Annotated in this window: 23 protein-coding genes; 6 read left to right on the plus strand and 17 right to left on the minus strand. The window is 70.0% G+C overall.

All coding sequences use genetic code 11. The features are described 5' to 3' along the window. Positions 1-56: 56 nt before the first annotated feature. From BIU99_RS03675 to BIU99_RS03700, 6 genes are all read right to left on the minus strand, one after another. On the minus strand, positions 57-824 hold the full coding sequence (locus BIU99_RS03675; RefSeq protein ID WP_064296729.1) for a hypothetical protein: 768 nt from the start codon (positions 822-824) through the stop codon (positions 57-59). Positions 825-996: 172 nt separating this feature from the next. Continuing rightward, positions 997-4,878: a DNA-directed RNA polymerase subunit beta' gene (locus BIU99_RS03680; RefSeq protein ID WP_071259557.1), complete on the minus strand. Its 3,882-nt coding sequence runs from the start codon at positions 4,876-4,878 to the stop codon at positions 997-999. A gap of 45 nt (positions 4,879-4,923) precedes the next feature. Then, on the minus strand, positions 4,924-8,415 hold the full coding sequence (gene rpoB, locus BIU99_RS03685) for a DNA-directed RNA polymerase subunit beta (RefSeq protein WP_064296731.1): 3,492 nt from the start codon (positions 8,413-8,415) through the stop codon (positions 4,924-4,926). A 237-nt stretch (positions 8,416-8,652) separates the two neighbouring features. Next, entirely contained in the window at positions 8,653-9,522 is an 870-nt protein-coding gene (locus BIU99_RS20225) for a biotin-dependent carboxyltransferase family protein (protein WP_071259560.1), read from the minus strand. Further along, positions 9,519-10,214 carry an allophanate hydrolase subunit 1 gene (locus BIU99_RS20230; RefSeq protein WP_254773560.1) on the minus strand — a complete coding sequence of 232 codons (696 nt, stop codon included), beginning with the start codon at positions 10,212-10,214 and terminating at the stop codon, positions 9,519-9,521. Before BIU99_RS20230 ends, BIU99_RS20225 begins: the two co-directional genes overlap by 4 nt. Further along, positions 10,208-10,996 carry a LamB/YcsF family protein gene (locus tag BIU99_RS03700; protein WP_071259563.1) on the minus strand — a complete coding sequence of 263 codons (789 nt, stop codon included), beginning with the start codon at positions 10,994-10,996 and terminating at the stop codon, positions 10,208-10,210. The genes BIU99_RS20230 and BIU99_RS03700 overlap by 7 nt, the downstream gene beginning before the upstream one ends. 56 nt (positions 10,997-11,052) lie before the next feature. On the opposite strand from BIU99_RS03700, the gene BIU99_RS03705 reads away from it, so the two are divergent. From BIU99_RS03705 to BIU99_RS03725, 5 genes are all read left to right on the plus strand, one after another. After that, positions 11,053-11,907 (plus strand): spermidine synthase, encoded by an 855-nt coding sequence (locus tag BIU99_RS03705; RefSeq protein ID WP_071259566.1) that lies wholly within the window; start codon positions 11,053-11,055, stop codon positions 11,905-11,907. A gap of 2 nt (positions 11,908-11,909) precedes the next feature. Next, the gene (locus BIU99_RS03710; protein ID WP_071259569.1) at positions 11,910-13,142 is read left to right on the plus strand and encodes a sorbosone dehydrogenase family protein; all 1,233 of its coding nucleotides are present in this window, start codon (positions 11,910-11,912) and stop codon (positions 13,140-13,142) included. Positions 13,143-13,214: 72 nt separating this feature from the next. Beyond that, entirely contained in the window at positions 13,215-13,739 is a 525-nt protein-coding gene (locus BIU99_RS03715; protein ID WP_071259572.1) for a SprT-like domain-containing protein, read from the plus strand. Further along, complete coding sequence (locus tag BIU99_RS03720; RefSeq protein WP_071259575.1) at positions 13,736-14,302, plus strand: DUF1697 domain-containing protein; 567 nt, start codon at positions 13,736-13,738, stop codon at positions 14,300-14,302. Before BIU99_RS03715 ends, BIU99_RS03720 begins: the two co-directional genes overlap by 4 nt. A 100-nt stretch (positions 14,303-14,402) precedes the next feature. Further along, a complete protein-coding gene (locus BIU99_RS03725; RefSeq protein ID WP_071259578.1) occupies positions 14,403-15,224 on the plus strand; it encodes a TspO/MBR family protein in 822 nt (273 codons plus the stop codon). A 27-nt stretch (positions 15,225-15,251) separates the two neighbouring features. On the opposite strand, the gene BIU99_RS03730 is transcribed toward BIU99_RS03725, so the two are convergent. The 4 genes from BIU99_RS03730 to BIU99_RS03745 all read right to left on the minus strand — a co-directional run bounded on the left by BIU99_RS03730 (position 15,252) and on the right by BIU99_RS03745 (position 17,388). Continuing rightward, positions 15,252-15,755, minus strand: coding sequence for a DinB family protein (locus tag BIU99_RS03730; protein ID WP_071259581.1), 504 nt, complete (start codon positions 15,753-15,755; stop codon positions 15,252-15,254). After that, on the minus strand, positions 15,755-16,057 hold the full coding sequence (locus tag BIU99_RS03735; RefSeq protein WP_071259583.1) for a DUF427 domain-containing protein: 303 nt from the start codon (positions 16,055-16,057) through the stop codon (positions 15,755-15,757). The genes BIU99_RS03730 and BIU99_RS03735 overlap by 1 nt, the downstream gene beginning before the upstream one ends. Before the next feature lie 9 nt (positions 16,058-16,066). Further along, positions 16,067-16,717, minus strand: a complete 651-nt coding sequence (locus tag BIU99_RS03740; RefSeq protein ID WP_071259586.1) for a 2-phosphosulfolactate phosphatase — start codon at positions 16,715-16,717, stop codon at positions 16,067-16,069. Positions 16,718-16,914: 197 nt separating this feature from the next. Then, positions 16,915-17,388, minus strand: coding sequence for an EVE domain-containing protein (locus tag BIU99_RS03745; protein WP_071259589.1), 474 nt, complete (start codon positions 17,386-17,388; stop codon positions 16,915-16,917). Positions 17,389-17,461: 73 nt separating this feature from the next. Between BIU99_RS03745 and BIU99_RS03750 the strand changes: the two genes are divergently transcribed. Further along, positions 17,462-17,989, plus strand: coding sequence for a hypothetical protein (locus BIU99_RS03750; protein ID WP_231884282.1), 528 nt, complete (start codon positions 17,462-17,464; stop codon positions 17,987-17,989). 34 nt (positions 17,990-18,023) lie between these two features. On the opposite strand, the gene BIU99_RS03755 is transcribed toward BIU99_RS03750, so the two are convergent. The 7 genes from BIU99_RS03755 to BIU99_RS03785 all read right to left on the minus strand — a co-directional run bounded on the left by BIU99_RS03755 (position 18,024) and on the right by BIU99_RS03785 (position 25,449). Then, positions 18,024-19,553, minus strand: a complete 1,530-nt coding sequence (locus BIU99_RS03755) for an aldehyde dehydrogenase (NADP(+)) (RefSeq protein WP_071259592.1) — start codon at positions 19,551-19,553, stop codon at positions 18,024-18,026. A 26-nt stretch (positions 19,554-19,579) separates the two neighbouring features. Further along, complete coding sequence (locus BIU99_RS03760) at positions 19,580-20,581, minus strand: proline racemase family protein (RefSeq protein ID WP_064294274.1); 1,002 nt, start codon at positions 20,579-20,581, stop codon at positions 19,580-19,582. A gap of 55 nt (positions 20,582-20,636) precedes the next feature. Continuing rightward, positions 20,637-21,551: a dihydrodipicolinate synthase family protein gene (locus BIU99_RS03765; protein ID WP_064294275.1), complete on the minus strand. Its 915-nt coding sequence runs from the start codon at positions 21,549-21,551 to the stop codon at positions 20,637-20,639. 41 nt (positions 21,552-21,592) lie between these two features. Further along, on the minus strand, positions 21,593-23,110 hold the full coding sequence (locus tag BIU99_RS03770; RefSeq protein ID WP_071259594.1) for an NAD(P)/FAD-dependent oxidoreductase: 1,518 nt from the start codon (positions 23,108-23,110) through the stop codon (positions 21,593-21,595). Further along, positions 23,107-23,457, minus strand: coding sequence for a (2Fe-2S)-binding protein (locus tag BIU99_RS03775; protein WP_071259596.1), 351 nt, complete (start codon positions 23,455-23,457; stop codon positions 23,107-23,109). Before BIU99_RS03775 ends, BIU99_RS03770 begins: the two co-directional genes overlap by 4 nt. Beyond that, complete coding sequence (locus BIU99_RS03780) at positions 23,457-24,653, minus strand: FAD-binding oxidoreductase (RefSeq protein ID WP_071259598.1); 1,197 nt, start codon at positions 24,651-24,653, stop codon at positions 23,457-23,459. Before BIU99_RS03780 ends, BIU99_RS03775 begins: the two co-directional genes overlap by 1 nt. Positions 24,654-24,771: 118 nt before the next feature. Continuing rightward, entirely contained in the window at positions 24,772-25,449 is a 678-nt protein-coding gene (locus BIU99_RS03785) for a GntR family transcriptional regulator (RefSeq protein ID WP_071259600.1), read from the minus strand. Between the last annotated feature and the right edge of the window lie 37 nt (positions 25,450-25,486).

Below are 25,486 nucleotides of genomic sequence, written 5' to 3' on the forward strand. Positions count from 1 at the left end.
CCGCCTCGTGGGCGGGACACACCGCGCGCGTCCTGAGTTGCGACCGGGAGGACCTGTCAGGCGGGGAACAGCGTCGAGACGATGGTCTGCGTCCACCCCGTGATGGCGACATTCGCCCAGCGGGTGGCCACCCAGGTGCCGTCACGCAGGAAATGGCGCTCACCGACGGTGTTCCCTGAGGGGTCCGCGCGTTCCGTGAAGCACATCGTCCCGCCGGTCTCCTCGGAACAGGTGAACCCGGCTTCGGACATCCTGGCCTCCGCCGCCGCTTGGACGTCCCCCTCCACCTGGGCCACGTTCGTGAGAATGAAGACCTCACCGGCACCGCTCGCCTTCGTGAGGTCACACGTGAGTCGGTCCGTCGGGGTGAGCAAGGCCACCAAGGCCTCGTCGTTCGACCCGAAACTCTCGGACAACAGCGGCTGCGACCAGGCGGGATTCAACTCGAGGAAGCCGTCCGCCGTCAGCGACTCGATGTAGCCGGCGGGGAAGAGCTGGGTGCATTCGGTCGGACGCACCGGCGCAGCGGGCGTCTCCGCGGCGTCGGTCGCGGTCGGAGCAGGAGAGGAGCCGGCGGTCGCCGTCGCACTCGGTGTACGGGTCGAGTCGGCGGCAGGGGTACCGCCCGGGCCGACGACCAGGAGCCCGATGACCACGACGAGCGCGATCGCCAGCACACCGGCGAGCACGCTCAGACCGATGACGACGGGATTGCGCTTCCGCTTGGGTGCCGGAGCACCGTAGCGGACGTCTGGCTGCGCCGGAGTCGCGTCCGGCTCCAGCGGCTGGAACTGGCCGGTGGGCTGCTCGGGCTGATCACTCATCGGACCAGCATGTCGTGCGGAGACCCGCCACACAACTCACCGGTACTCGATTCACTCGCCCATTCCTGGGCGAATCGTCGTTCGCTCGCCCAGGAATGGGCGAACGAACGACGGAGGGCCCGTCCCGATCGAGAAACGATCGGGACGGGCCCTCCGGGTGAGTCGTTCAGCCCTAGTTGTAGTTACCGGGGGTGAAGTCGTCGGAGCTGAAGCTGTCGAAGTCGACGAAGCTCAGGTCGGACTCGTTGAACGCGCCGTCCTCACCGAAGATGCGGTTCGGGTAACGCTCCGCCTTCGCCTCCTCGGTGGCCTCGACCGTCACGTTGCGGTAGCGCGCCAGGCCGGTACCGGCCGGGATGAGCTTACCGATGATGACGTTCTCCTTGAGGCCGACCAGCGGGTCGCTCTTGCCTTCCATGGCGGCCTGCGTGAGGACACGCGTGGTCTCCTGGAAGGAAGCGGCCGACAGCCACGACTCGGTCGCGAGGGACGCCTTGGTGATACCCATGACCTCCTGGCGAGCCGATGCGGTGCGACGACCCTCCGACACGGCCGAGCGGTTGAGCTCGGCGTAACGCAGGCGGTCGACGAGCTCGCCGGGCAGCAGGTCGGTGTCGCCGTGGTCGACCACGGTCACCTTCCGCAGCATCTGGCGCACGATGACCTCGATGTGCTTGTCGTGGATCGGGACACCCTGCGAGCGGTACACGCCCTGGACGCCACCGACGAGGTGCTTCTGGACCTCGCGGACGCCCTGCACGCGCAGAACCTCCTTGGGGTCGACCGCACCGACGTGGATCTTCTGACCGAGCTCGACGTGCTGTCCGTCCTCGACGAGGAGGACCGCACGCTTCAGCACCGGGTAGACGACCGGCTCGTCGCCGTTGTCGGGCGTCAGGATGACCTTACGAGCCTTGTCGTTCTCGTCGATCGTGATGCGACCGGCGGCCTCGGCGATCGGGGTCGCACCCTTGGGGGTACGAGCCTCGAACAGCTCCTGCACGCGGGGCAGACCCTGCGTGATGTCGTCCGCCGATGCCGAACCACCCGTGTGGAAGGTACGCATCGTCAGCTGGGTACCGGGCTCACCGATCGACTGGGCCGCGATGATGCCGACGGCCTCGCCGATGTCGACGAGCTTGCCCGTGGCGAGCGAGCGGCCGTAGCAGGCTGCACACACACCGACGGTCGACTCGCAGGTCAGGACCGAGCGCACCTTGATGTTCTCGACACCCGCGGAGACGAGCTTGTCGATGAGCACGTCACCGACGTCCTCGCCGGCCTCGGCGACGACCTCACCCTTCGGGTTGACCGCAGCAGCGGCCAGCGAACGGGCGAACACGGAGTTCTCCACGTTCGGGTCGCGCACGAGCTCACCGGAGCTGTCGACGTTCGCGATCGCGAGCTCGAGACCCTTGGTCGTGCCGCAGTCGTCTTCGCGGATGATGACATCCTGCGAGACGTCGACGAGACGACGCGTGAGGTATCCCGAGTCGGCGGTACGGAGCGCCGTGTCGGCCAGACCCTTACGAGCACCGTGGGTCGCGATGAAGTACTCCGCGACCGACAGGCCCTCACGGTAGGAGGAGATGATCGGGCGAGGGATGATCTCACCCTTCGGGTTGTTCACCAGGCCTCGCATACCCGCGATGTTGCGGATCTGCAGCCAGTTACCACGAGCACCCGACGACACCATGCGGTTGATGGTGTTGTCCGCCGGGAAGTTCGCGCGCATGGCCTCGGCGACCTTCTCGGTGGCCTCCGTCCAGATCTTGATGAGCTCCTGACGACGCTCGGCATCCGTGGTCAGACCCTTGTCGAACTGGCTCTGGACCTTGGCGGCCTGCTTCTCGTAGCCCTGCACGATCTCGCGCTTGTTCGGCGGGGTCAGGACGTCGCTGAGCGCAACGGTCACACCGGAACGCGTCGCCCAGTGGAAACCGGCGTCCTTGATGTTGTCGAGCGTGGCGGCGACGACCGTCTTCGGGTACCGCTCCGCGAGGTCGTTGACGATCGAGGACAGCTTGCCCTTGTCCGCCACGTCTTCCACGTAGGGGTAGTCCGCCGGCAGCGCCTCGTTGAAGAGTGCGCGACCGAGGGTCGTCTCGACGAGTGCGACACCCGAGCCCTCGTAGCCCTCAGGACCCGTGCCCTCGGCGAACGTCACGTCGGTCAGACGGATGCGCACCTTGGCGTTGAGGTCGAGCGAGCCCTGGTCCTTCGCGAGGATGGCCTCGGCGACGGACGAGAAGGCACGGCCCTCACCCTCGACACCCTCCTTGAGGGTGGTCAGGTGGTGGAGACCGATGATCATGTCCTGCGTGGGCAGGGTGACCGGACGGCCGTCGGACGGCTTCAGGATGTTGTTCGACGCGAGCATCAGGATGCGCGCCTCGGCCTGGGCCTCGACGGAGAGCGGGAGGTGGACAGCCATCTGGTCGCCGTCGAAGTCCGCGTTGAACGCGGCGCAGACGAGCGGGTGCAGCTGGATGGCCTTGCCCTCGACGAGCTGAGGCTCGAACGCCTGGATGCCGAGACGGTGCAGCGTTGGCGCACGGTTCAGCAGCACGGGACGCTCGCGGATGATCTCCTCCAGCACGTCCCAGACCTCGGGACGGCTGCGCTCGACCATGCGCTTCGCGGCCTTGATGTTCTGAGCGTGGCTCAGGTCGATCAGGCGCTTGATGACGAACGGCTTGAAGAGCTCCAGCGCCATCTGCTTGGGCAGACCACACTGGTGCAGCTTCAGCTGCGGGCCGACGATGATGACCGAACGGCCCGAGTAGTCGACGCGCTTGCCGAGCAGGTTCTGGCGGAATCGACCCTGCTTGCCCTTCAGCATGTCGCTGAGGGACTTCAGGGCACGGTTGCCGGTACCGGTGACGGGGCGACCACGACGACCGTTGTCGAACAGTGCGTCGACGGCCTCCTGCAGCATCCGCTTCTCGTTGTTGACGATGATCTCGGGAGCCCCGAGGTCGAGCAGACGACGCAGACGGTTGTTGCGGTTGATCACACGACGGTAGAGGTCGTTGAGGTCGGAGGTCGCGAAGCGGCCACCGTCGAGCTGCACCATCGGGCGGAGCTCCGGCGGGATGACCGGGACCACGTCGAGGACCATCGCCGCCGGCGAGTTGCCGGTGATGAGGAACGAGTTGACCACGCGCAGACGCTTGATGGCGCGGATCTTCTTCTGACCCTTGCCCTCCGCGATCTGGTGGTGGAGCAGCTCGGACTTGGCCGCGAGGTCGAAGGACAGCAGGCGCTTCTTGACCGCCTCGGCACCCATGTAGGCCTCGAAGTACAGGCCGAAGCGGTCCTGAAGCTCGTGGAACACGGAGTCCTCGGGCTTGAGGTCGCCGACCTTGAGGTTGCGGAAGTCCTCCCAGACGCGCTCGAGGTGAGCGATCTGCTCGTCGTAGGACTTGCGGGTCTGGCTCATCTCCTTCTCGGCGGCGTCCTTGGTGCGGCGCTTCTGCTCGCTCTTGGCGCCTTCCTCCTCGAGGGCGACGAGGTCGTCCTCGAGCTTCTTCAGGCGGTCTGCGATGCGCGAGTCGCGCTGGTCGCCGAGGGTCTTGATCTCGAGACGGAGCTCGTTCTCAAGGCCGGGCATGTCCTGGTGACGTGCGTCCTCGTCCACATCGATGACCATGTAGGCCGCGAAGTAGATGACCTTCTCGAGGTCCTTGGGCGCCATGTCCAGCAGGTAGCCGAGGCGCGAGGGGACACCCTTGAAGTACCAGATGTGCGTGACCGGGGCGGCGAGTTCGATGTGGCCCATGCGCTCACGGCGCACCGACGACTTCGTGACCTCGACACCGCAGCGCTCGCACACGATGCCCTTGAAGCGGACCCGCTTGTACTTGCCGCAGGCGCACTCCCAGTCGCGGGAAGGACCGAAGATCTGCTCACCGAACAGACCGTCCTTCTCGGGCTTGAGGGTGCGGTAGTTGATGGTCTCGGGCTTCTTGACCTCTCCGTGCGACCAGGCACGGATGTCGTCTGCGGTGGCCAGACCAATGCGAAGCTCGTCAAAAGTTGTGACGTCGAGCAATGTATCTCCTATGAAAGGTTTCGTCAGTCTCTACAGTGGTCAGGCTTAGATCTCGTCGATGGACGACGACTCGAACCTGGAGGAAATGTTGATCCCGAGCTCCTCGGCGGCGCGGAACGCGTCGTCGTCGGTGTCGCGCAGGCTCACCGCGGTGCCGTCGGCCGAGAGGACCTCGACGTTCAAGCACAGCGACTGCATCTCCTTGATGAGCACCTTGAAGCTCTCGGGGATACCCGGCTCCTGGATGTTCTCGCCCTTGACGATGGCCTCGTACACCTTGACGCGGCCGAGGATGTCGTCGGACTTGATGGTCAGGAGCTCCTGGAGCGCGTACGCGGCTCCATAGGCCTCGAGGGCCCAGACCTCCATCTCACCGAAGCGCTGTCCACCGAACTGAGCCTTACCACCGAGCGGCTGCTGCGTGATCATCGAGTACGGACCCGTCGAACGCGCGTGGATCTTGTCGTCCACGAGGTGGTGCAGCTTGAGGATGTACATGTAGCCGACCGAGACCGGTGCCGGGAACGGTTCGCCGGAGCGGCCGTCGAACAGACGGGCCTTTCCGGAGGAACCGATGAGGCGGTCGCCGTCGCGGGTGACGTTGGTCGAGTCGAGCAGACCGGCGATCTCCTCCTCGGAGGCGCCGTCGAACACCGGGGTCGCGACCTTGGTGTTCGGCTCGGCCGAGTGCGCGGCAGCCGGGAGCTTCTTGGCCCAGCTGGGCTTGCCCTCGACGTTCCAGCCCTGCTTCGCGATCCACCCCAGGTGGATCTCGAGGACCTGACCGAAGTTCATTCGACCGGGGATGCCGAGCGGGTTGAGGATGACGTCGACCGGCGTGCCGTCCTCGAGGAACGGCATGTCCTCGACGGGCAGGATCTTCGCGATGACACCCTTGTTGCCGTGACGGCCGGCGAGCTTGTCGCCCTCGGTGATCTTGCGCTTCTGGGCGATGTAGACGACCACACGCTGGTTGACGCCCGAGCCGAGCTCGTCGTCGCCGTCCTGTGCGTCGAACACCTTGACGGCGATGATCGTGCCGGCTTCACCGTGAGGGACCTTCAGCGAGGTGTCGCGGACTTCGCGGCTCTTCTCGTTGAAGATGGCGCGGAGCAGGCGCTCCTCGGCGGAGAGCTCGGTCTCACCCTTCGGCGTGACCTTGCCGACGAGGATGTCGCCGGGGCGGACCTCGGCACCGATGCGGATGATGCCGCGCTCGTCGAGGTCCTTCAGCAGCTCCGGGCTGACGTTCGGGAGATCACGGGTGATCTCCTCCTTGCCGAGCTTGGTGTCGCGGGCGTCGACCTCGTACTCCTCGATGTGGATCGAGGAGAGGACGTCGTCCTTCACCAGGTTCTGGCTGAGGATGATCGCGTCCTCGAAGTTGTGACCCTCCCACGTCATGAAGGCGACGAGGAGGTTCTTGCCGAGCGCGAGCTCGCCGTTCTCCGTGGCGGGGCCGTCGGCGATGACCTCGCCGGCCTCGATGCGTGCACCCTCGGAGACGATGACGCGGTTGTTGTAGCTCGTGCCCTGGTTGGAGCGGTCGAACTTGCGCAGGTAGTAGGTCTGCGTGCCACCCTCGTCGAGCTGGATGGTGACGGACTCGGCCGACACCTCCTGGACGACGCCGGCCTTGTCGGCGGTGACGACGTCACCCGCGTCGATGGCTGCGTAGCCCTCCATACCGGTACCGACGAGCGGCGAGTCCGACATGAGGAGCGGGACGGCCTGACGCTGCATGTTGGCACCCATGAGTGCGCGGTTCGCGTCGTCGTGCTCGAGGAACGGGATGAGGGAGGTCGCGACCGACACCATCTGGCGCGGGGAGACGTCCATGTAGCCGATCTCCTCGGACGGGATGAGGTCGACCTCGCCGCCCTTCTTCCGGGCGAGGACGCGGTCCTCCTGGAAGTGGCCGTCGCTCTTCAGCGGAGCGTTGGCCTGCGCGACGATGTAGTTGTCCTCTTCCATCGCGGTCAGGTAGTCGATGTCCTCGGTGACCCGGCCGTCGACGACGCGACGGTACGGGGTCTCGATGAAACCGAACGAGTTGATCCGCGCGAACGATGCGAGCGAACCGATGAGCCCGATGTTCGGGCCTTCCGGGGTCTCGATCGGGCACATGCGGCCGTAGTGCGACGGGTGGACGTCTCGCACCTCGACGCCTGCACGCTCACGCGACAGACCACCGGGGCCGAGCGCCGAGAGGCGACGCTTGTGGGTCAGACCCGCGAGCGGGTTGTTCTGGTCCATGAACTGCGACAGCTGCGAGGTCCCGAAGAACTCCTTGATCGCGGCGACGACGGGGCGCACGTTGATCAGGGTCTGCGGCGTGATGGCCTCGATGTCCTGCGTGGTCATGCGCTCGCGGACGACGCGCTCCATGCGGGACAGACCGGTGCGGACCTGGTTCTGGATGAGCTCGCCGACGGCGCGGATGCGACGGTTGCCGAAGTTGTCGATGTCGTCCGTGTCGAGACGGAGGTCGACGGGCTTGCCGTTGCGGACACCCGGGAGGGTGGCCGTTCCGCGGTGCAGGGCGACGAGGTACTTGATCGTGGCGACGATGTCGTCGGTCGTCAGGACGGAGTCGCTGAGCGGCTTGTCGAGACCGAGCTTGTTGTTGATCTTGTACCGGCCGACCTTCGCGAGGTCGTAGCGCTTCGAGTTGAAGTAGAAGTTGTCGAGGAGCGCACGCGCGGCCTCGGCTGCGACCTGCTCGCCCGGACGGAGCTTGCGGTAGATGTCGCGGAGCGCGTCCTCCTTGGTGAGGATCGTGTCCTTCTCGAGGGTGAGCTCGATCGACTCGTAGCCCTTGAACTCCTCGAGGATCTCCTCGCTCGTCATGCCGAGCGCCTTGAGGAACACGGTGACGGACTGCTTGCGCTTGCGGTCGATGCGGACGCCGACCTGGTCGCGCTTGTCGATCTCGAACTCGAGCCAGGCACCACGGCTCGGGATGACGCGAGCGGAGAAGATGTCCTTGTCGGAGGTCTTCTCCTGAGCCGACTCGAAGTACACGCCCGGGCTGCGGACGAGCTGCGAGACGACGACACGCTCGGTGCCGTTGATGATGAAGGTACCGCGCTCGGTCATGAGCGGGAAGTCGCCCATGAAGACCGTCTGCGTCTTGATCTCACCGGTGAGGTGGTTCATGAACTCGGCCTCGACGTAGAGCGGGGCCGCGTACGTCTTGCCGCGCTCCTTGCACTCGTCGATGGAGTACTTCTCGGGCTCGAGGTACGGGTTGGCGAAGGAGAGCTGCATCGTCTCGCCGAGGTCCTCGATGGGCGAGATCTCCTCGAAGATCTCGTCGAGGCCGCTCTTCGTGGGCAGGTCCTGTCGGCCGGCCTGGGTGGCTTCTGCGACGCGTGCCTTCCACACGTCGTTGCCGACCAGCCAGTCGAAGCTCTCGGTCTGCAGAGCCAGGAGGTCTGGAACCGTGAGCGTGTCGGTGATCTTCGCGAACGAGAGGCGGGATGCTCCGCGGCCGTTCTTGGGTGAGTTGGTGGTTGCGTTGCGCGCAGCAGCCAAGGGGATAACCTCCGGAGGCCTGTTGGGGGCCGAGTTACTGGTCGTCAGTGGAGTTACTCACCAGAAAGAGAACATGTGGCGGGTTGGACCCGCACACCAGCCGACCGCAATATGAAGGCATAGAGATTCTGGGAGCGCAAAGAACAACTATATGCCGGAATCTTCGGCGTGTCTACTGTTTCCTTGACGAGTTTTCGACTTTCCGGTATAACCGCCGCGTCGCCCTCGGTGTTCCCGTCAACCCGTGCTGAACCGCAGACGCTGACCGGGCCGGAGTTGCGCCAGGAGGTCTCGGTCCGCGGCACGCACGACCGCGACGACCGGATACCCGCCGGTGACCGGGTGGTCGGCCGACAGGATCGTCGGCAGACCGCTCGGCGGCACCTGGACCGCCCCGGCGACCATGCCCTCGCTCGGCAGCTCACGACCGGGATCGAGTCGCTCGAGCGGCGGCCCGTCGAGGCGCATCCCGATGCGATCGGCGTCGGCCGTCATGGTCCACGGCTGCTCGACCAGGCACCGCAGGGAGGCGTCGTCGAACCAGTCCCAGCGGGGCCCCGGCGAGATCCGCACGAGACGCTCCCCGGCGTCGGGCCGCGTCCACGGGGCGATGTCGAGCGGAGGGACGCGGCGGCGCGGGGTGGGGAGGACGGGGAGTCGATCGCCGGCGACGACCGGTGCCGGGCCGAGGCCGGCCAGGGTGTCCGTCGACCGCGAGCCGAGGAGCTGCGGGCCGTCCAAGCCGCCGCGGACGGCGAGGACGTACCGGAGCCCGTGGGTCGCCGCGCCGAGTTCGAGCCGGGAGCCGGCCTGGACGCGGACGGCGCGGTGCCCGTCGGACGGCCTGCCGTCGACGGTGATCGGACCCCACGCACCGGTCACGGCGATCCAGAGGTCGACCTCGGCGACGGCCACGAACGGGCCCAGGACGACCTCGAGCGCCGCACGGCCCTCCGGGTTGCCGACGAGACGGTTGGCGAGGCGCAGGGCGCCGCGGTCGAGCGCGCCGGACGGGCTGACCCCGAGGGCCGCAGCCCCAGGTCGACCCAGGTCCTGCACGGTGGTCGCCGGTCCCGCCGCCTCTACGAGCAGCGTCCCGCCCATCATGCGACGACCTGCACGAAGCGCACCCGGCCGCCGGGGACGAGGAGGGCGGGCGGGTCCGCTGCATCGTCCCACAGGACGGCGTCGGTCGTCCCGATGATGCGCCACCCGCCCGGGGAGGCTCGCGGATAGACGCCGCTGAACGTCCCGGCGAGCGCCACCGAACCCGCGGGGACGGTCGTCCGCGGCACGCTCAATCGCGGGATCTCGAGTGGCCGGCCGATCGTCTCGTCCTCCCGTTCCGGGACGAGGTAGGCGAATCCCGGCGCGAAGCCGCTGAAGGCGACGGTCCATGCGCGAGCGGTGTGCCAGGCGATGAGATCCGCTGCCTCCATGCCGAGCAGCTCCGCGGTCTCGCGGAGGTCCGGTCCGTCGTAGCGGACGTGGATGACGACGTCCGGCCGCGCCAGCTCCTCCTCGACAGCGACCGTCGAGCCTCCCGCGCCGGGTGCGAGCGCCCGTTCAGCGGTCGCGAGCAACCAGGTACCCACCGCGGCGAGCGCCGGACCCCGCGCGTCCGTCACGGCGAGCACGGTCCGGGCGGCCGGGACGAGGTCGACCAGCCCCGCCGGGCGCGACGCGGCGAGCGCCCGGTGCACGAGCAGCACGTCCTCGAGCGATCCGAGTTCGAGGAGTACGGCCTCCTCCCCCATCGCTCGGAGCACGGGTCCCGATGAGGTGTCCGTGTTCACCACGGCGCGACCAGTGCGACGCCGGCGTCCAGCAGGGCGGTCCTGACCGCCGTGGCGAGCGACACGGCTCCCGGGGTGTCGCCGTGCACGCAGAGCGAGACCGCGTCGAGTTCGACGTCGGCACCGTCGACACTGGTGATGCGTCGGTCGAGGACGAGGGAGACGGCGCGGCGGGCGGCGGCGGTCTCATCGGTGACCAGTGCCCCGGGGGTATCACGCGGGACGAGCGAACCGTCGGAGCGGTAGCCGCGGTCGACGAAGGCTTCAGCGACGAAGCGGAGCCCGGCGACGAGGGTCTCGCGTTCGATCACGGAGCCGGGCATCCCGAGCACGGGAAGTGGTCGCCCGAGCTCCTCGGAGGCCGTGACCACCGCCCGGACGACCGCCCGCGCCTGGACCCGGTCGTGCGCGATCCGGTTGTAGAGGGCGCCGTGCGGCTTCACGTAGGCGAGCCCCACGGCGGTCCCGTCGGCTTCGCCGACCTCGTCGACCGCTCGCTGCAGGGCGCGGAGCTGCTCCAGGACCTCCGCTTCGAGCACCTCGGCGGGTAGGTCCTGGTCGCGGCGCCCGAAGCCCGCCTCGTCCCGGTAGGAGGGGTGGGCTCCCAACGACACCCCGTGGGCCGTCGAGCGGCGGACGGCGTCGCGCATGGACGCGTCGTCCCCGGCGTGGAAGCCGCAGGCGACGTTCGCGCTCGTGATGAGGGCGAACATGGCGTCGTCATCGGCGGTCGGCACGCCGCGCCAGACCTCGCCGAGGTCGCTGTTGAGGTCCACCTGCGCCACGGCCGCACCCCTTCCGCTCCGCCTCCCACTCCTGCGGGAAAGTCTAGGGTGGGGGTATGGACGAGGCACAGGTACGACTCGGCGTCAGCGGATACCTGGCCAGGATCGAGGCCGACCGCTTCGTGCCGGGCACCTATCAGCTGGTGGTCGACGGCACGCCGCAGTCGCACGTCAACCTCGATCAGCCCGAGGAGCTCTTCTTCGAGTACATCCAGCGCATCGGCCACATCATCGACGAGATCGCCGATCCCGGTCAGCCGATCACGGCGGTGCACCTCGGCGCCGGCGCGCTCACCCTCCCCCGCTACGTCGAGGCGACGAGGCCGGGCTCGCGGCAGCAGGTCGTCGAGCTCGAGCGCGAACTCATCGATCTCGTGCGCGAGCACCTCCCCTGGTCGAAGCGCGCCCAGATCCGCGTCCGCTACGGCGACGCCCGCGAGATCGTCGCGAAGCTGCCGCCGGGGCTCCGGGGCACCGTCGACCTCGTCGTCGTCGACATCTTCAGCGGCGCCAACACGCCGGCCCACGTCACGAGCACGGAGTTCTACGCCTCGGCGGTCGAGCTGCTGTCGCCGACCGGCGTCATCGTCGTGAACGTCGCCGACGGCCGCGGACTCGCCTTCGCCCGCGGACAGGCCGCGACGCTCGCCGACTCCGTGTCACACGTCGCCGCCCTCGCGGAGACGCAGATCCTCAAAGGCCGCCGCTTCGGGAACGTCGTCCTCGTCGGATCGAACACCGCGCTCCCACTCGACTTCCTGCCGAGGCTCCTCGCGGCCGGACCCCACCCCGCCAAGGCGGTGGCTGGCGCCGAGCTGCGCGCCTTCATCGCGGGGGCACAGGTCGTCACGGACACGACCGCCGTCCCCTCCCCGAACCCCGCCCAGGGCATCTTCCAGACGAAGGGCTGACCATGGCCACCACGCAGACGCCGCGACGACGGGGCCTGCGTGCGCCCGCCTCGCTCACCGCCCTGCTCGCCGCCACCGCCCTGGCGCTCGTGGCCTGCACCGACGGGGAGCCACGATCACCGGGTACGGCCTCCCTTTCACCCTCCCCCGCGCCGAGTGCGTCCGCATCGACGCCCACATCCGCGGTTCCCACCGGGCCGGTCGCCCCGACCGGTGAGGCCACCACGGTCGTCGGCGGCCTCGACGCGCCCTGGTCGATGGTCCGACTCGCCTCGGGCAGCACGCTGGTGAGCCAGCGCGACGCGGGCGACGTCCTCGAGGTCGTCAGCGGCGGCGCGGTGCGGCAGGTCGGCGTGGTCCCCGGGGTGGCCGCGGGCGGCGAGGGCGGGCTGCTCGGACTCGCCGTCCTCACGCCGACGGGAGAGGAGACCGCGGGAACCTGGCTCTACGCCTACCTGACGACGTCGTCCGACAACCGGATCGTGCGGTTCCCGCTCACGGGAGCGGCAGGGTCGTACGCGCTCGGCGGCGTCGAGGAGGTCCTCGTCGGCATCCCCCGGGCCGGGAACCACAACGGCGGACGCATCGCGTTCGGACCGGACGGCATGCTCTACGCCACCACGGGCGACGCCGGTGACCGGAGCCTGGCCCAGGACGTGAGCAGCCTCGGCGGGAAGATCCTGCGGCTCACTCCCGACGGCGCGGTACCGGGCGACAACCCGTTCCCGGGGTCGCCCGTCTACTCCCTCGGCCATCGCAACCCGCAGGGCATCGCGTGGGATCGCGACGGCGGCCTGTGGGCGAGCGAATTCGGCCAGAACACCTGGGACGAGCTCAACCGGATCACCCCCGGCGGGAACTACGGCTGGCCGGTCGCCGAGGGCATCGCCGGAGCCCAGGGCATGATCGACCCGGTCGCGCAGTGGGCCACGGAGGACGCGAGCCCGAGCGGTCTCGCGATCATCGACGACACGATCTTCATGGCCTCGCTCCGCGGCGAGCGCCTGTACGGCATCACCGACGGCGTGCACGTCCCGGCGGGGAGCAGCGCGCTCGTGGGCGTGATCGACGCGGTGCCCTACCTCGTCGGTGAGTTCGGACGGATCCGCGACGTCGTGGCCGGCCCGCCGGGGACCGCCTGGATCCTCACGAACAACACCGACGGCCGCGGTTCGCCCGGGTCCCAGGACGACCGGATCGTCGAACTCCCCCTCGCCCCGCTCGCGGCCCGCTGAGGGCGACCGCCACACCGGTGGGTCATCCCGCTCCTGCGGTCCGGTGTCGGTCGCCGGGAGTACCATCCAGGCATGGCAGAACTCAGTCGGGTCACGGCGTGGGCACAGGCGCTCATCGTGCTGCACCTCGACCCGACGGTCTGGACCTTCGGCTTCGACAACGCCAAGCGACGCGCCGGCCTGTGCAACTTCACGACGAAGCGCATCACCGTCTCGCGCTATCTCGCGGCACGCTACGACGACGACGAGATCCACCAGATCCTCCTCCACGAGGTCGCGCACGCCCTCGCCGGGGCGCGCGCCGGGCACGGACCCAAGTGGCGCAAGGTCGCCGAGGAGATCGGCTACGAGGGCTCGCGTCTCCACGAGGGCCAGACGGCCGACGAACTCGCCCCGTGGGTCGGCACCTGCCCCTCGGGCCACGTCCTCTACCGGCATCGGCGCCCGAGCCGGGCCACCTCGTGTGGCAAGTGCTCGCGTTCCTGGGACGAACGTTTCCTCCTCAGCTGGGTGCACCGGGAGGTCACGCCGGCCATGCGGCGTCGGGCGGCGGCGTTCGACAGCTCCACCCCGCCCGAGCCGGGCATCGGGTCATGACCGGCGGCGCGGTTCCCGCCGACAGCTGGATCGCACTCCTGCGCGGGGTCAACGTCGGCGGCGTCACGATCCGCTCCGCGGACCTCGCCGAGGTGTTCCGATCGGCCGGGTTCACGGGAGTCCGTACCGTGCTGGCGAGCGGCAATGTCGTCTTCGACGACCCGGAGCACGAGCCCGGCGAGACGGCGGACGATGCACGCGGCGCGCTGAAACGGCGAATCGAGCGGGCGCTCGCGGAGGCCTTCGGCTACGAGGCGTGGATCGTGCTCACACATCAGCACGCACTCGCCGACGTCGTCGACGCCTACCCCTGGACGGAGGCCGACGAGGTCCAGCCGTACGTCATGTTCTCCTCCGAACAGAGCTCGCTCGACGCACTGCTCGCGTTCTCGGCGGCAGCCGGGGAGCAGCCCGACCGCGTCGCACCCGGCGACGGCGTCCTCTACTGGGAGGTCCCGAAGGGGTCGAGCACCGACACCGCCTTCGCAAAGGAGTCCTCGAAGGCCCGGTTCAAACCGCACGTCACCACGCGCAACCTGCGGACGCTGCGGAAGCTCCTCTGAACAGGCGGATCCGCGGCGTCGGCGCAAGCCCCCGCGAGGTGCCCGACGGTGGCGTACGCTGAATTGATCAGCTAGCTGCACAATTCTGGAGGCACGCGTCATGACCGGCATCGATTCACCCACCACCGCGGACCGCGTCCGGCAGATCGCCGTCGCCGTCAGCGCGGTCCTCGCGATCATCGGCTCCTACATCGGGTCGGGAGCCGCCGGGGGCACGCAGGTCCAGAACGCGGCGAACGGCGCGTTGAGCGCCTCCTCGACGCCGATCGCACCGGACGGACCCGCGTTCTCCATCTGGAGCGTCATCTACCTCGGGCTCGTCGCCTACGCGGTCTGGCAGTTCCTGCCCTCGCAGACGACCCGCGAGCGCCACCGTCGTCTCGGCTACTGGGTCGTGGCGAGCCTGTTGCTGAACGCGGCGTGGATCCTCGTGGTGCAAGCGGGCTTCCTGATCCTCAGCGTGTTCGTGATCGTCGCCCTCCTGGGTGTCCTGGCCCGCATCTTCGTGCTCGTGCTCCGGACCAGGCCGTCCGGCGTGGTCGACACGATCATCACGGACGGCACCTTGGGGCTCTACCTCGGGTGGGTGTGCGTCGCGACGGCGGCGAACATCACCGCGGCATTCGTCGGATCCGGGATCGGGAGCGCGGACGGCCCGGCCGCCGGTGTCTGGGCGATCATCGTCCTCGCGGTCGCCGGGGCGGTCGGGATCCTGCTCGCGGTCGTCGGACGTGGGCGCATCGCCCCCATGCTGTCGCTCTGCTGGGGGCTGGCGTGGGTGGCCGTGGGTCGATTCACCGGCGAACTGCTGTCGACCGAAGCGGGGGTCACGGCGCTGATCGTCGCGGTCGTGGTGGCCGTCGTCACCGTGGTCGTCCGCGTCTCACGGGGACGCGACCGCGCAGCACTCGTGGGCGCCTGACGCTCGGCTCGCTCGACGGCCGCGGCGCTACTCGCCCGTGCGGCCGTCGAGCTGTTCGCGGAGGACGTCGACGTGCCCGAGATGCCGGGCCGTCTCCTCGATCATGTGGAGCTCGATCCACCGCAGTGTGAACCGCTGGTCGTTGCCGAGGCAGACGTCGTCGAGCTGATACCGCGACGCCACCTCGCGGGACTCCGCACAGGCCGCCTCGTAGTCGGCGATGATCTCGGCCAGACTGTCGTCGGCCGTGATGCGCCATTCGCCGTCGGGGTCATCGTCGGTCCACCGTGCCGGGACGTCCGACTGCCCGTCCATGTCCTCGCGGAACCAGCTGCGCTCGACATCGGCGAGGTGTCGGATGACGCCCGAGACCGTCGTGATGCTCGGCAGCAGCCGCTTGGCCGCGAGCTCGTCGGTGAGTCCGCGTGCCTTCCAGACGATGCTCGCGCGCTGCAGATCGAGGAAACCCTCGATCGTCTCGCGCTCGCCACCGCGCTCAGGCGGCTGCGGGCGGTCGCCCCAGTCGGCCATCAGCCGACGACCTCGACCTCGTTCCCGAAGGCGACGTAGCCGGAGAAGTCCTTGCCGACGCGGTCGAACGCGGTCGGATACGGGGTCGGGTACGACCAGGCCACATCGGGCTTGACCTCGCCACCGTCGGTGACGCCCCAGTACTGGGCGTCGCCCTTCCACGGGCAGTGGTACTGGGTGTCGGTCTCGACGAAGCGCTCGCGATTGAGGCTCGACGGCGGGAAGTACCAGTTGCCCTCGATCTTGATGAGCTCCGACTCGGGGGCTTCGGCGAGGACGGTGGTTCCGAGGAGTGCGCGCATGCGCCGAGACTACGCCCGGAACAGGGCTCCGTCCAGGACCGGGACGACGCTTGACACGTCGACCTCGCGTGCCGCCTGGACGTGCTGCGTGGCACCCGCCTGCGCGAGCTGCTGGGCGGTGGCGGACGCGGACAGCAGGTGCCCGACGCCGTTGCGCAGGCCCTCGTACGCGGCGGCGGCGGCAGCGGCCTCCGGTGAGGTGAAGTCGATGCCGCGGAGCCCCAGCGCCTCGATCACGGCGCCCGCCCCGAAGAGGTCCTCGACGGCGAACCGGGTCTCGGCCGTGTCGTCGAGTTCGCCGACCGCGATGACGACGATGCTCGTGCGCCGACCGAGCTCGGCCTGCTTCGCGATGATCCAGTCCGCTACCGCCGACCGGTTGCGCAGGCACCCGGCGACGACCGTCGCACCCGCGTCGGCGAGCAGGGTCGCGATCTGAGCCGTCTCCCCGCGGTCGTCCAGTTCGGCGACGGCTACGGTCTCCCCACCGCTCACGCGTCGCTCGACGGAGGTCGTCGCGTGGAGCACGTCCACGACGACCGCGACGTCCGCCGCCTCGACCCGGCCGGCTCCTGCCACGCCCCAGTCGAACCTGACCTGGTACTTGGTCTGGGCGAGCGGCGGGTGGACGGGCGGCGGGGTGACGGCTGCGGTACTCACCCGTTCATCGTATCCAGGCGCACCCACCAGCCCCACGACTGTTGCGTCCGAAGACCTCCGTGGGGGTGGTGGCCAGCGCGGTGCGCTGACGCGAGCGCGGGCCATCGGACGTGAGCGCGGGCCTCCGGAAGGGCGCGCTCACGCGCCGGACCCGCGGTGACGTCAGCGCACCGCGCTGGCGCAAGGACAGGAGGGGGTCAGCGGGAGGCGGTGGGGAAGCGACGGTCGTCGGGGTGGGGCGGACGCATCTCGGTACGGATGAGCTCGAAGTCGTGACGACTCAGCTCGAGGAACCCCCGACGGAGCTGGACACCCCAGTTCCGGGTGAAGCTCGTGAAGTCGAGGAGCGCGAGCATCGGACGGATGGGCGCCTCGACCGCATCCGGGTACCAGTCGACACTCCGCCGCCAGGGCCGCCAATCGGCTCCGTCTGGTCGCGGCACGGCCGCCTGGTACACGGTGTCGTCGGAGACCCGCCCGATCGCGGTGAACGCCTTGAGCGGCGCGCCGTCCGGGGTGCTGACCCTCGGCGAGTAGTACACGAAGCCGTCGGACTCGCGCATCTGGTCGAGACCGCCGCGCTGCCCGTGGTTGATCTGCACGAAGCCCTGCCGGACGCCGAGGACGACGTGATCCCGCTGGATCACGCCCAGCCAGTACCGGATCGCCATAGGCACAGTCTTCCCTACCGGCGCACCCCCTGCAGCCGCCGAGCCGCACATGCGACACTGAGGCATGCGCGTGATGCTGAAACTCGTCCTGGACTGTGATGTCGACGTCGCCTGGCGGGCACTCCGCTCCCCGGCGGTCCTACGGGAGCTCTACAGCCCCGTCATGGGCCTCGAGGCGCTCGACGCCGACGGGTTCCCCACCATCTGGGAGCCGGGAGCGCACCGCGTGCGCGTGAAGGCCGCCGGCGCGATCCCGGTCGGCGACCAGATCATCGACCTCGAGTTCATCGAGCGCCGTGACGGCACCCGCATCCTCCACGACCAGGGCGACCCGGTCAGCGGGCCGCTCAGCAAGCTCGCCGGGTGGGACCACCAGATGGCGGTGGCCCGCGACAAGCAGGATCCGACGAAGACCCTGTACCGCGACCGACTCGTGATCACCGGCGCGATCGCCCCGCTCTACTGGTACCCGCTGTGGGCGACATGGCAGTGGCGCGGTGCGCGGATCAAGGCGCTCGCGCCGAGCTGGGCCTACGACCCGCCGCTCCCCGGCGACGAGGAGGACGACGAGGTCGGCGCCACGGTCGAGGGCGCCATCTGACGCCTCGCCGTCCGGAGGCCCGGCCGGCCGCGCGTCAGCGCTGAGCCGCCTCGCCCCAGTGCGTCGAATCGCCCGCGGGTGCGATCGTCCGCGGGACGCAGGTGGCCGACGATCGCAGCACCTCGGGCAGGAACCGGTCCGGCATGTTCTGGAACGCGACCGGCCGCAGGAAACGGGTGATCGCGGCCGTCCCCACCGAGGTGCTCGAGTCGTTCGTCGTCGCCGGCCACGGTCCGCCGTGCTGCATGGCGGGCGTGACCGCGACGCCGGTGGGCCAACCGCCGAACAGCACCCGTCCGGCGTGCGCCGAGAGCTGCTGGACGAGTTCCACGAGGTCGTCGCTCGTCTCGTCGGCACCGGCGTGCAGGGTGGCCGTCAGGTTGCCCTCGCAGAACTCCGACACGAGCGGTGCGAGCGCCGTACCGGCCGGGACCTCGACGAGGATCGACAACGGACCGAAGGCCTCGTCGAGCAGGGCGTCCCGACCGGCCCGCAGCGCGTCGAGTGGGACCGCGACGATCGTGGGGGTCGCCCAGCCCTCGCCGTCCTCGTCGACCCGGAGCGAACCCTCGGCGATGACCCGCACGCCGTCGGTTCCGAGGATCGTGTCGCGCCTCGCCTGGTACCCGGCCGTGATGCGGTCGTTCAGGAGTCGGTGCTCGGGGACCGCGGCAGCAGCCTCACGGATCGACTCGTCGAGCCCCGCACCCTCCGGCAGGTAGACGAAACCAGGTTTCGTACAGAGCTGACCGGCCGACCCCGCGACGCTCGTGACGAACCCCGTCGCGATGGTCGCCGCGGACTCGTCGAGGGCCGTCTGCGTCACGAACACGGGGTTGACGCTGCCGAGCTCGCCGAAGAACGGGATCGGGACGGGGCGTGCCGCCGCGAGGTCGGCGAGGATCCGACCCGCCCGGAGGGAGCCCGTGAAGGAGCCGGCCCGGACGCGCTCGTCCTGCAGCGCGACGACGCCGGCCTCCTGGCCGATGATCGTCTGGAAGACGCCGTCAGGAGCCCCGGACGCCCGGAGCGCGGCCTCGAGGACGGCCGCCGTCGCGAGCGAGAGCCGCGGGTGCCCGTCGTGCACCTTGAGGATCACCGGGCATCCGGCCGCGAGGATCGACGCGGTGTCACCACCGGCGACGGAGAAGGCGAACGGGAAGTTGCTCGCAGCGAAGTTCACGACCGGGCCGAGCGGCACGAGGACGCGGCGGAGCTCCGGGCGCGCGCCGAGTGCGAAGTCCGGGTCGGCCTCGTCGATCCGGACGTCGAGGTAGGAGCCGTCGACGATCGTCTCCGCGAAGAGCCGCAGCTGCACGGCGGTGCGGAGGAGCTCGCCGCGGAGCCGGGCCTCGGCGAGCCCCGTCTCGACCATGCCGACCGGGACGAGCTCGTCCGCGTGGGCCTGCAGGGCGTCGGCGACGGCGACGAGCGCACGCGCACGGGCGTCCGCCGGCGTCGCGGCCCACGCGGGTGCAGCCGCGGCGGCTCCCCGGAGGACCTCCTCGAGCTGCTCGGGGGTGGTCTCCGCGATGGGGGCGTCGGGGGCTGGCGTGGTCGTCATGTGATCCTCCGGGATCGTGGTGTGGTTCAGAACTGGAAGCCGGTCGGGAACGGATCGGCGGGGTCGAGGAGGTAGGAGCCGATACCGGTGACCCAGGCCCGACCGGAGATGGTCGGGATGACGGCCGGCCGGCCCGCCACCGACGTCTCGGCGATCAGCCGGCCGGTGAACCGGCTGCCGATGAAGGACTCGTTGACGAAGTCCTGATCGAGTGGCAGCTCACCGCGGGCCCAGAGCTCGGCCATGCGGGCCGAGGTTCCGGTGCCGCAGGGCGAGCGGTCGAACCACCCCGGGAAGATGGCCATCGCGTGCCGGGACAGCACGGCGTCGGATCCCGGCGCGATGAACTCGACGTGGTGGCAGTGGTCGAGGCCGGCGATCTCGGGGTGCACGGGCGGCGCCTGCTCGTTGATCGCCGCCATGATCCGCAGGCCCGTGTCGAGGATGTCCTGCTGACGGTCGCGGTCGAAGGGCAGGCCCACGTCGTCGAGGTCGACCATCGCGTAGAAGTTGCCGCCGAACGCGAGGCTGTACGGCACGGTGCCGAGGCCCGGCACCTCGATCGTGGCGTCGAGGCGGTCGACGTAGCTCGGGACGTTCTCGATCGTCACGCGGTCGGCGTGCCCGTCGCTGACGTCGACCCGCGCGATCACGAGTCCGGCGGGGGTGTCGAGCCGGATCGTCGTGACCGGCTCGACCACCTCCACCATGCCGGTCTCCACGAGGACCGTCGCGACCCCGATGGTGCCGTGCCCGCACATCGGCAGGCAGCCGGACACCTCGATGTACACGACGCCCCAGTCGCAGTCCGCACGCGTGGACGGCTGCAGGATCGCCCCGCTCATCGCCGCGTGACCGCGGGGCTCGTTCATGAGGAAGAGCCGCAGGTCGTCGAGATGCTCCATGAAGTGGAGGCGCTTCTCGTTCATGGTCGCGCCGGGGATCACGCCGACCCCGCCGGTGACGACGCGGGTCGGCATGCCCTCGGTGTGCGAATCGACCGCACTGATCATGCGGGAGGACTTCATGGTGTGCCTCTCAGGACTGGTGGTCGTGGTCGGGGTGTCGCGTCGGCCACCAGGCTCAGCGTGCCGCGAGGTAGTCGAGCGCGCGACGCGTCTGCGTCGTGACCTGCTCCGTCTGGAGCGCGTTCAGCGGACCGCGCGGCGGACGCGTCGGACCACCGTAGCTCTCGCCGGCGATGTCGATCGAGAGCTTGATGGCCTGGACGAACTCCGTCTTCGAGTCCCACCCGAAGACGGGCACGAGCTCGCGGTAGAGGGTGCGGGCCTCGTCGACGCGACCGGAGGTGACGAGCGTGTACAGCTCGACGGCCTCGCGGGGGAAGGCGTTCGGGTAGCCGGCGAACCAGCCGACCGCACCGGCGACGAGGGACTCGAAGAGGAGGTCGTCCGCTCCCGCGATGACGTCGAGGTCGGTCTTGTCCTGGATCTCGAGCACCCGACGGATGTCGGCCGAGAACTCCTTCACGGCGACGACGTGCTCGAGCTTGGCGAGTTCGACGAGCAGGTCGGGCGTGAGGTCGACCTTGGTGTCGATGGGGTTGTTGTAGGCCATGATCGGCAGGCCGACCTCGTCCACGCGGCTGTAGTGTTCGATGACCTCGTCGTCGTTCGCGCGGTAGATGGTGGGCGGCAGGAGCAGGACGCCGTCCGCGCCGTCCTCCTTCGCGTACTCGGCCCACTGCTGGGCCTGGTGCCAGCCGACGCCGTGCACCCCGGCGACGACGAGGCCGCGGTCGCCGACGGTGTCGACCGCGACCTGGATGACCTTGCGACGCTCGGCGTCCGTCAGTGACGAGTACTCACCGAGCGAGCCGTTCGGGCCGACGCCGCGGCAACCGTTCTCGATGAGCCAGTTGCAGTGCTCGGCGAAGCGGTCGTAGTCGACGGCGAGGCCTGCGGGCGCCGAGGCGTCCTCCTTGAACGCGAGGGTGGTCGCGACGATGACGCCGCCGAGGTCGAACTGCTTGGCCATGGGTGGTTCCTTTCCGAGGGAGTGGCGCGGAGACCGGTCGGTCATCCTGGGTGTTCGGCCGTCGGGGTCGACGGCGGTTCGTGGGGAGGGTGTCCCGGTGCCTGCGCGGCGAGTTCGCCTATGCGCAGCGGGGAGGCGATGGGCCGGCGGTCGCTCGAGACGCCGTCGATGAGGCCGCTGCCGCCGGATTCGGCTGCGACGCGGTGGAGGAGCTCCTCGACGGTGCGACCGCACATGCGCCCCTGGCAGATCCCGAGTCCGGCGCGCGTGCTGAGTTTGAGGGAGCGCAGGCCGGTCGCGCAGGTGGCGGTCGCCGTCGTGCGCAACGAGCCGTAGTCGACCTCCTCGCAGCGGCAGATGGTGGTGTCGTCGTCGAGCCAGTCGCTCCAGCCGGCGCGGATGCCGTGGGCGCGTTCGAGCCGGTCGGCGAAGGCGAGGAACGTGTCGCGTCGGCTCACGGCGGCACGGATCCCGGAGGCGCCGGGGAGTCCGCCGGCGGCAGCGTGCCCCGCGATCGCGCCCTCGGCGAGCGCGGCGTCGACGCCCCCGATGCCGGTGATCTCCCCCGCCGCGAAGACGGCCGGGACGCTCGTGCGCTGCTCGTCGTCGACCTGGACGAACCGGGCTTCGGTGAGCGCGCAGCCGACCGCGACGGGCAGCTCGAGCCGTGGGGTGAACCCGTGGCTGACGCAGACGGCGTCCGCGTCGACCGTGCGCTCGGTCCCGGGTATCGGCGACCAGTCGGCGTCGACGGCGGCGATGGTCACGCGCTCGACCCGGTCCGTACCGTGCGCGGCGACCACCGCGTGGCCGACGCGGTACGGGATCCGGTGACGGAGGTGGCCGCCGACGTAGCCGAGCAGCTCACCGGCCTTCCCGGTCACGCCGAGCAGCTGCCAGGGCTTGGGGAGCCAGCCCCTGGCGAGTCCGCCGACGGTCGTGGCCTCGTAGACGCCGAGGACGCGTGATCCGGTCGCGGTCAAGGAGGCGGCGACCGGCAGCAGGAACGGTCCGGCGCCGGCCACGACCACCCGCGCACCAACGGCGACGCGCTCGCCCTTCGCGAGGGCCTGGGCGGCACCGGCCGAGAAGACGCCGGGGAGGTCCCAGCCGGGGAACGGCAGCGTGCGGTCGTGCGCGCCGGTCGCGAGGACGAGCGCGTCCGGCCGGAGGGTGAGCGCCGTGCGGTCGGTGCCGTCCGGCGGTCCGACCAGGACGTGCAGACGCAGGCCGGTCGCCCCGGAGACGTCGTCGGAGCCGTGGTCGACGGCGGCGCGGTCGACGTCGATCGCCCACACCTGCGCCTCGGTGATCACCGTGCAGCCGTCGTCGGCGTCGAGCGCCGCGCGCATGGCGACGAAGCGCTCGAACCCGTGATGCAGCGAGGCCTCGGCCGCAGACGGCCGGCTGGCCGGCAGGTGCCGCCAGTACTGACCGCCGAGCTCGTCCGAGGCGTCGAGCAGGGTGACGGACGCACCGAGGGCCCGGGCGGCGAGCGCGGCCTGGAGGCCGGCGGGACCTGCACCGACGACGACGACCTCCCGCTGCCGGGCGCTCATGTCCGGTCCCCGAACGGGTCGTTCTCCGTCGTGGGTTCCGGGAGGGCGTCGTGCTGCGTCTCGATGCGGTCGCCGTCCGCGGCGCGACGCTGGCAGGCACGGACGTCCCGCTGGCCGTTCACCGTGACGATGCAGTCGAAGCAGACCCCGATGCCGCAGAAGACGCCGCGCGGCTTCCCGGCCCCGCTGGTGCGGCGCCAGGCGAGGACGCCGGAACCCAACAGGACACCGGCGATCGTCTGGCCGCGGAGTCCGTCGACGGGCGTCCCGTCGAGGTCGATGCGCAGCGCGTCCTCCGTGCCGGGCAGGATCCGATCGCTCGTCGCGGGCAGTCGTCTCGAGACCATCAGGCCACCTCCGCCGGCCGGTCGACGCGCAGGTGCGGGGCGAGCCCCGGGCGGTCGAGTTGGAACGGGACGTCGTCGAGGTCGGCCGATCCGCCGAGCAGGCGGGCGGCGATGAGCTCGGCCGTCGCGAGGGCCAGTCCGATGCCGGCGCCCTCGTGGCCCGTCGCGTGCCACAGGCCGTCCAGGCGGTGGTCGGGGCCGATGACCGGGAGATGGTCGGGCATGTACGGCCGGAAGCCACCGTAACTGCGCATGACCGAGGCGTCGCGGAGGAACGGGAAGAGGCGCAGCGACTTCGCCGCGACCTCGCGGAGCACGTCGACGTCGAGGCGCGCGTCGAACCCGATCTGCTGCCGGCTCGATCCGATGAGGACGGTGCCCGCAGCCGTCGACTCGACGACGCTCGAGGTCTGGAGCGAGGCGTCGCTCGACTGCGTGGCCCCGAAGTAGTCGCCGTCGTAGACCTTGTGGTGCACGCGGTGCGGCATGCGGGTGGTGACGAGCACCATGCCGCGACGGGGACGGACCGGGACGGGTGCCCCGAGCACCTCGCCGAGCTCGGCCGACCACGGTCCGGCGCAGACGAGGACCGCATCGCCCGAGACGTCGCCCACGGAGGTCCGGACACCCGTGAGGCGACCGGTCGCGCTCCGGACGCCGCCCGTCACGGTGACGCCGGTGCGCACGATCGCGCCCGCCCGCCGGGCCGAGGCGAGCAGGGCCTCCGTGGCGATGACGGGCTGGACCTGTGCGTCCTCGGGATAGTGGACGGACGCCGTGGAGGAGCGGGTGATCGACGGCTCCGCCGCGAGCAGCTCGTCCTCGGTGAGGGGCCGGGCGTCGACACCGGCCGCGCGCTGGGCGGCGGCGAAGTCGAGCAGCGGCTGCGCGCCGGCCTCGGTGGTGGCGACCACGATGCCGCCCTTGCGCTCGAACTCGATGCTCGGGAAGGTCGGTCCGAGTTCGGCACTGAGTTCGGCGGTGACGACGGGCCAGAGGCGTGAAGCGTACCGGGCGAGGTCGAGTTCGGGGCCGGGCCCCTTGTCGGAGACGAGGAGGTTCCCCTCCCCCGAGCCGCTCGTACCGCCGGCGGCCGCCGAACGGTCCAATACGACGACCTCGGCGCCACGGCGGGCGAGGATCCGCGCGCAGGCCGCACCGACGATGCCGGCGCCGACGATGACGATGCGGGTCATGGGCGGTCCTCTCGGTCGGTGCGGGGAAGGGCTTTCAGTAATGTGTCACACATTCACTGAACAGGCAAGCGTGCGCGATCGCGGATCCTGGTCGAGGTCCGCGCACGCACGCCAGGGGCTACTCGGCGTCGGATTCCGGCTTGCCGGCCCACCAGCCGGTGGTGTGCCCGATGTGTCGGTGCATGAGCTCGCGAGCGGCGGCCCCGTCACCCCGCTCGAGGGCGTCGAGGAGCTCGTGGTGCTCCACGGCCGAGCGGTCGAGCTGCTGCGAATCGAGCATTGCGGCCAACCCCACGAGGCGGGTACGTCCGCGGAGGTCCGCGACGAGCTCGACGAGCAGCGGGTTGCCGAGTTTCGCGGTGAGTGCGAGGTGGAACGCCTGGTCGGCTTCGAGGTACCGGGTCAGGTCGCCGTCGCGGGCACCGGCCACGATGTCGTCAGCCTGCTGCCGGAGCTCGGGCAGCGACCCGTGGTCGAAGACCTCCGCCAGGTCCGCCATCGCGGGCGGCTCGAGGAGCTGGCGGATCTGCGCCGTGTTGCGGAGCGAGGCCTCGCTGACGACCGTGACACGGAACCCCTTGTTCCGGACCGCCTCCACGAAGTCGCGCTTCTCGAGATCGAGCATCGCTTCACGGACGGGCGTCGCCGAGACGTTGAACTGCACCGCCAGCGTCGGTACCGAGATCATCGTCCCCGGCGCGAGCTCGCCCGAGATGATCGCCGCGGACACCGCCCGCTCCACCTGCGCCCGCAGGCTCAGCCGTTCCTCGGCCGGTCGGATCGCCGACATGCTCATCGCGACTCCCATCCTTCGTCTCCCACCACGGTCCGCT

Origin of the sequence: Plantibacter sp. MMLR14_011, assembly GCF_001865025.1 — a bacterium.
Lineage (GTDB): Bacteria > Actinomycetota > Actinomycetes > Actinomycetales > Microbacteriaceae > Plantibacter > Plantibacter flavus_A.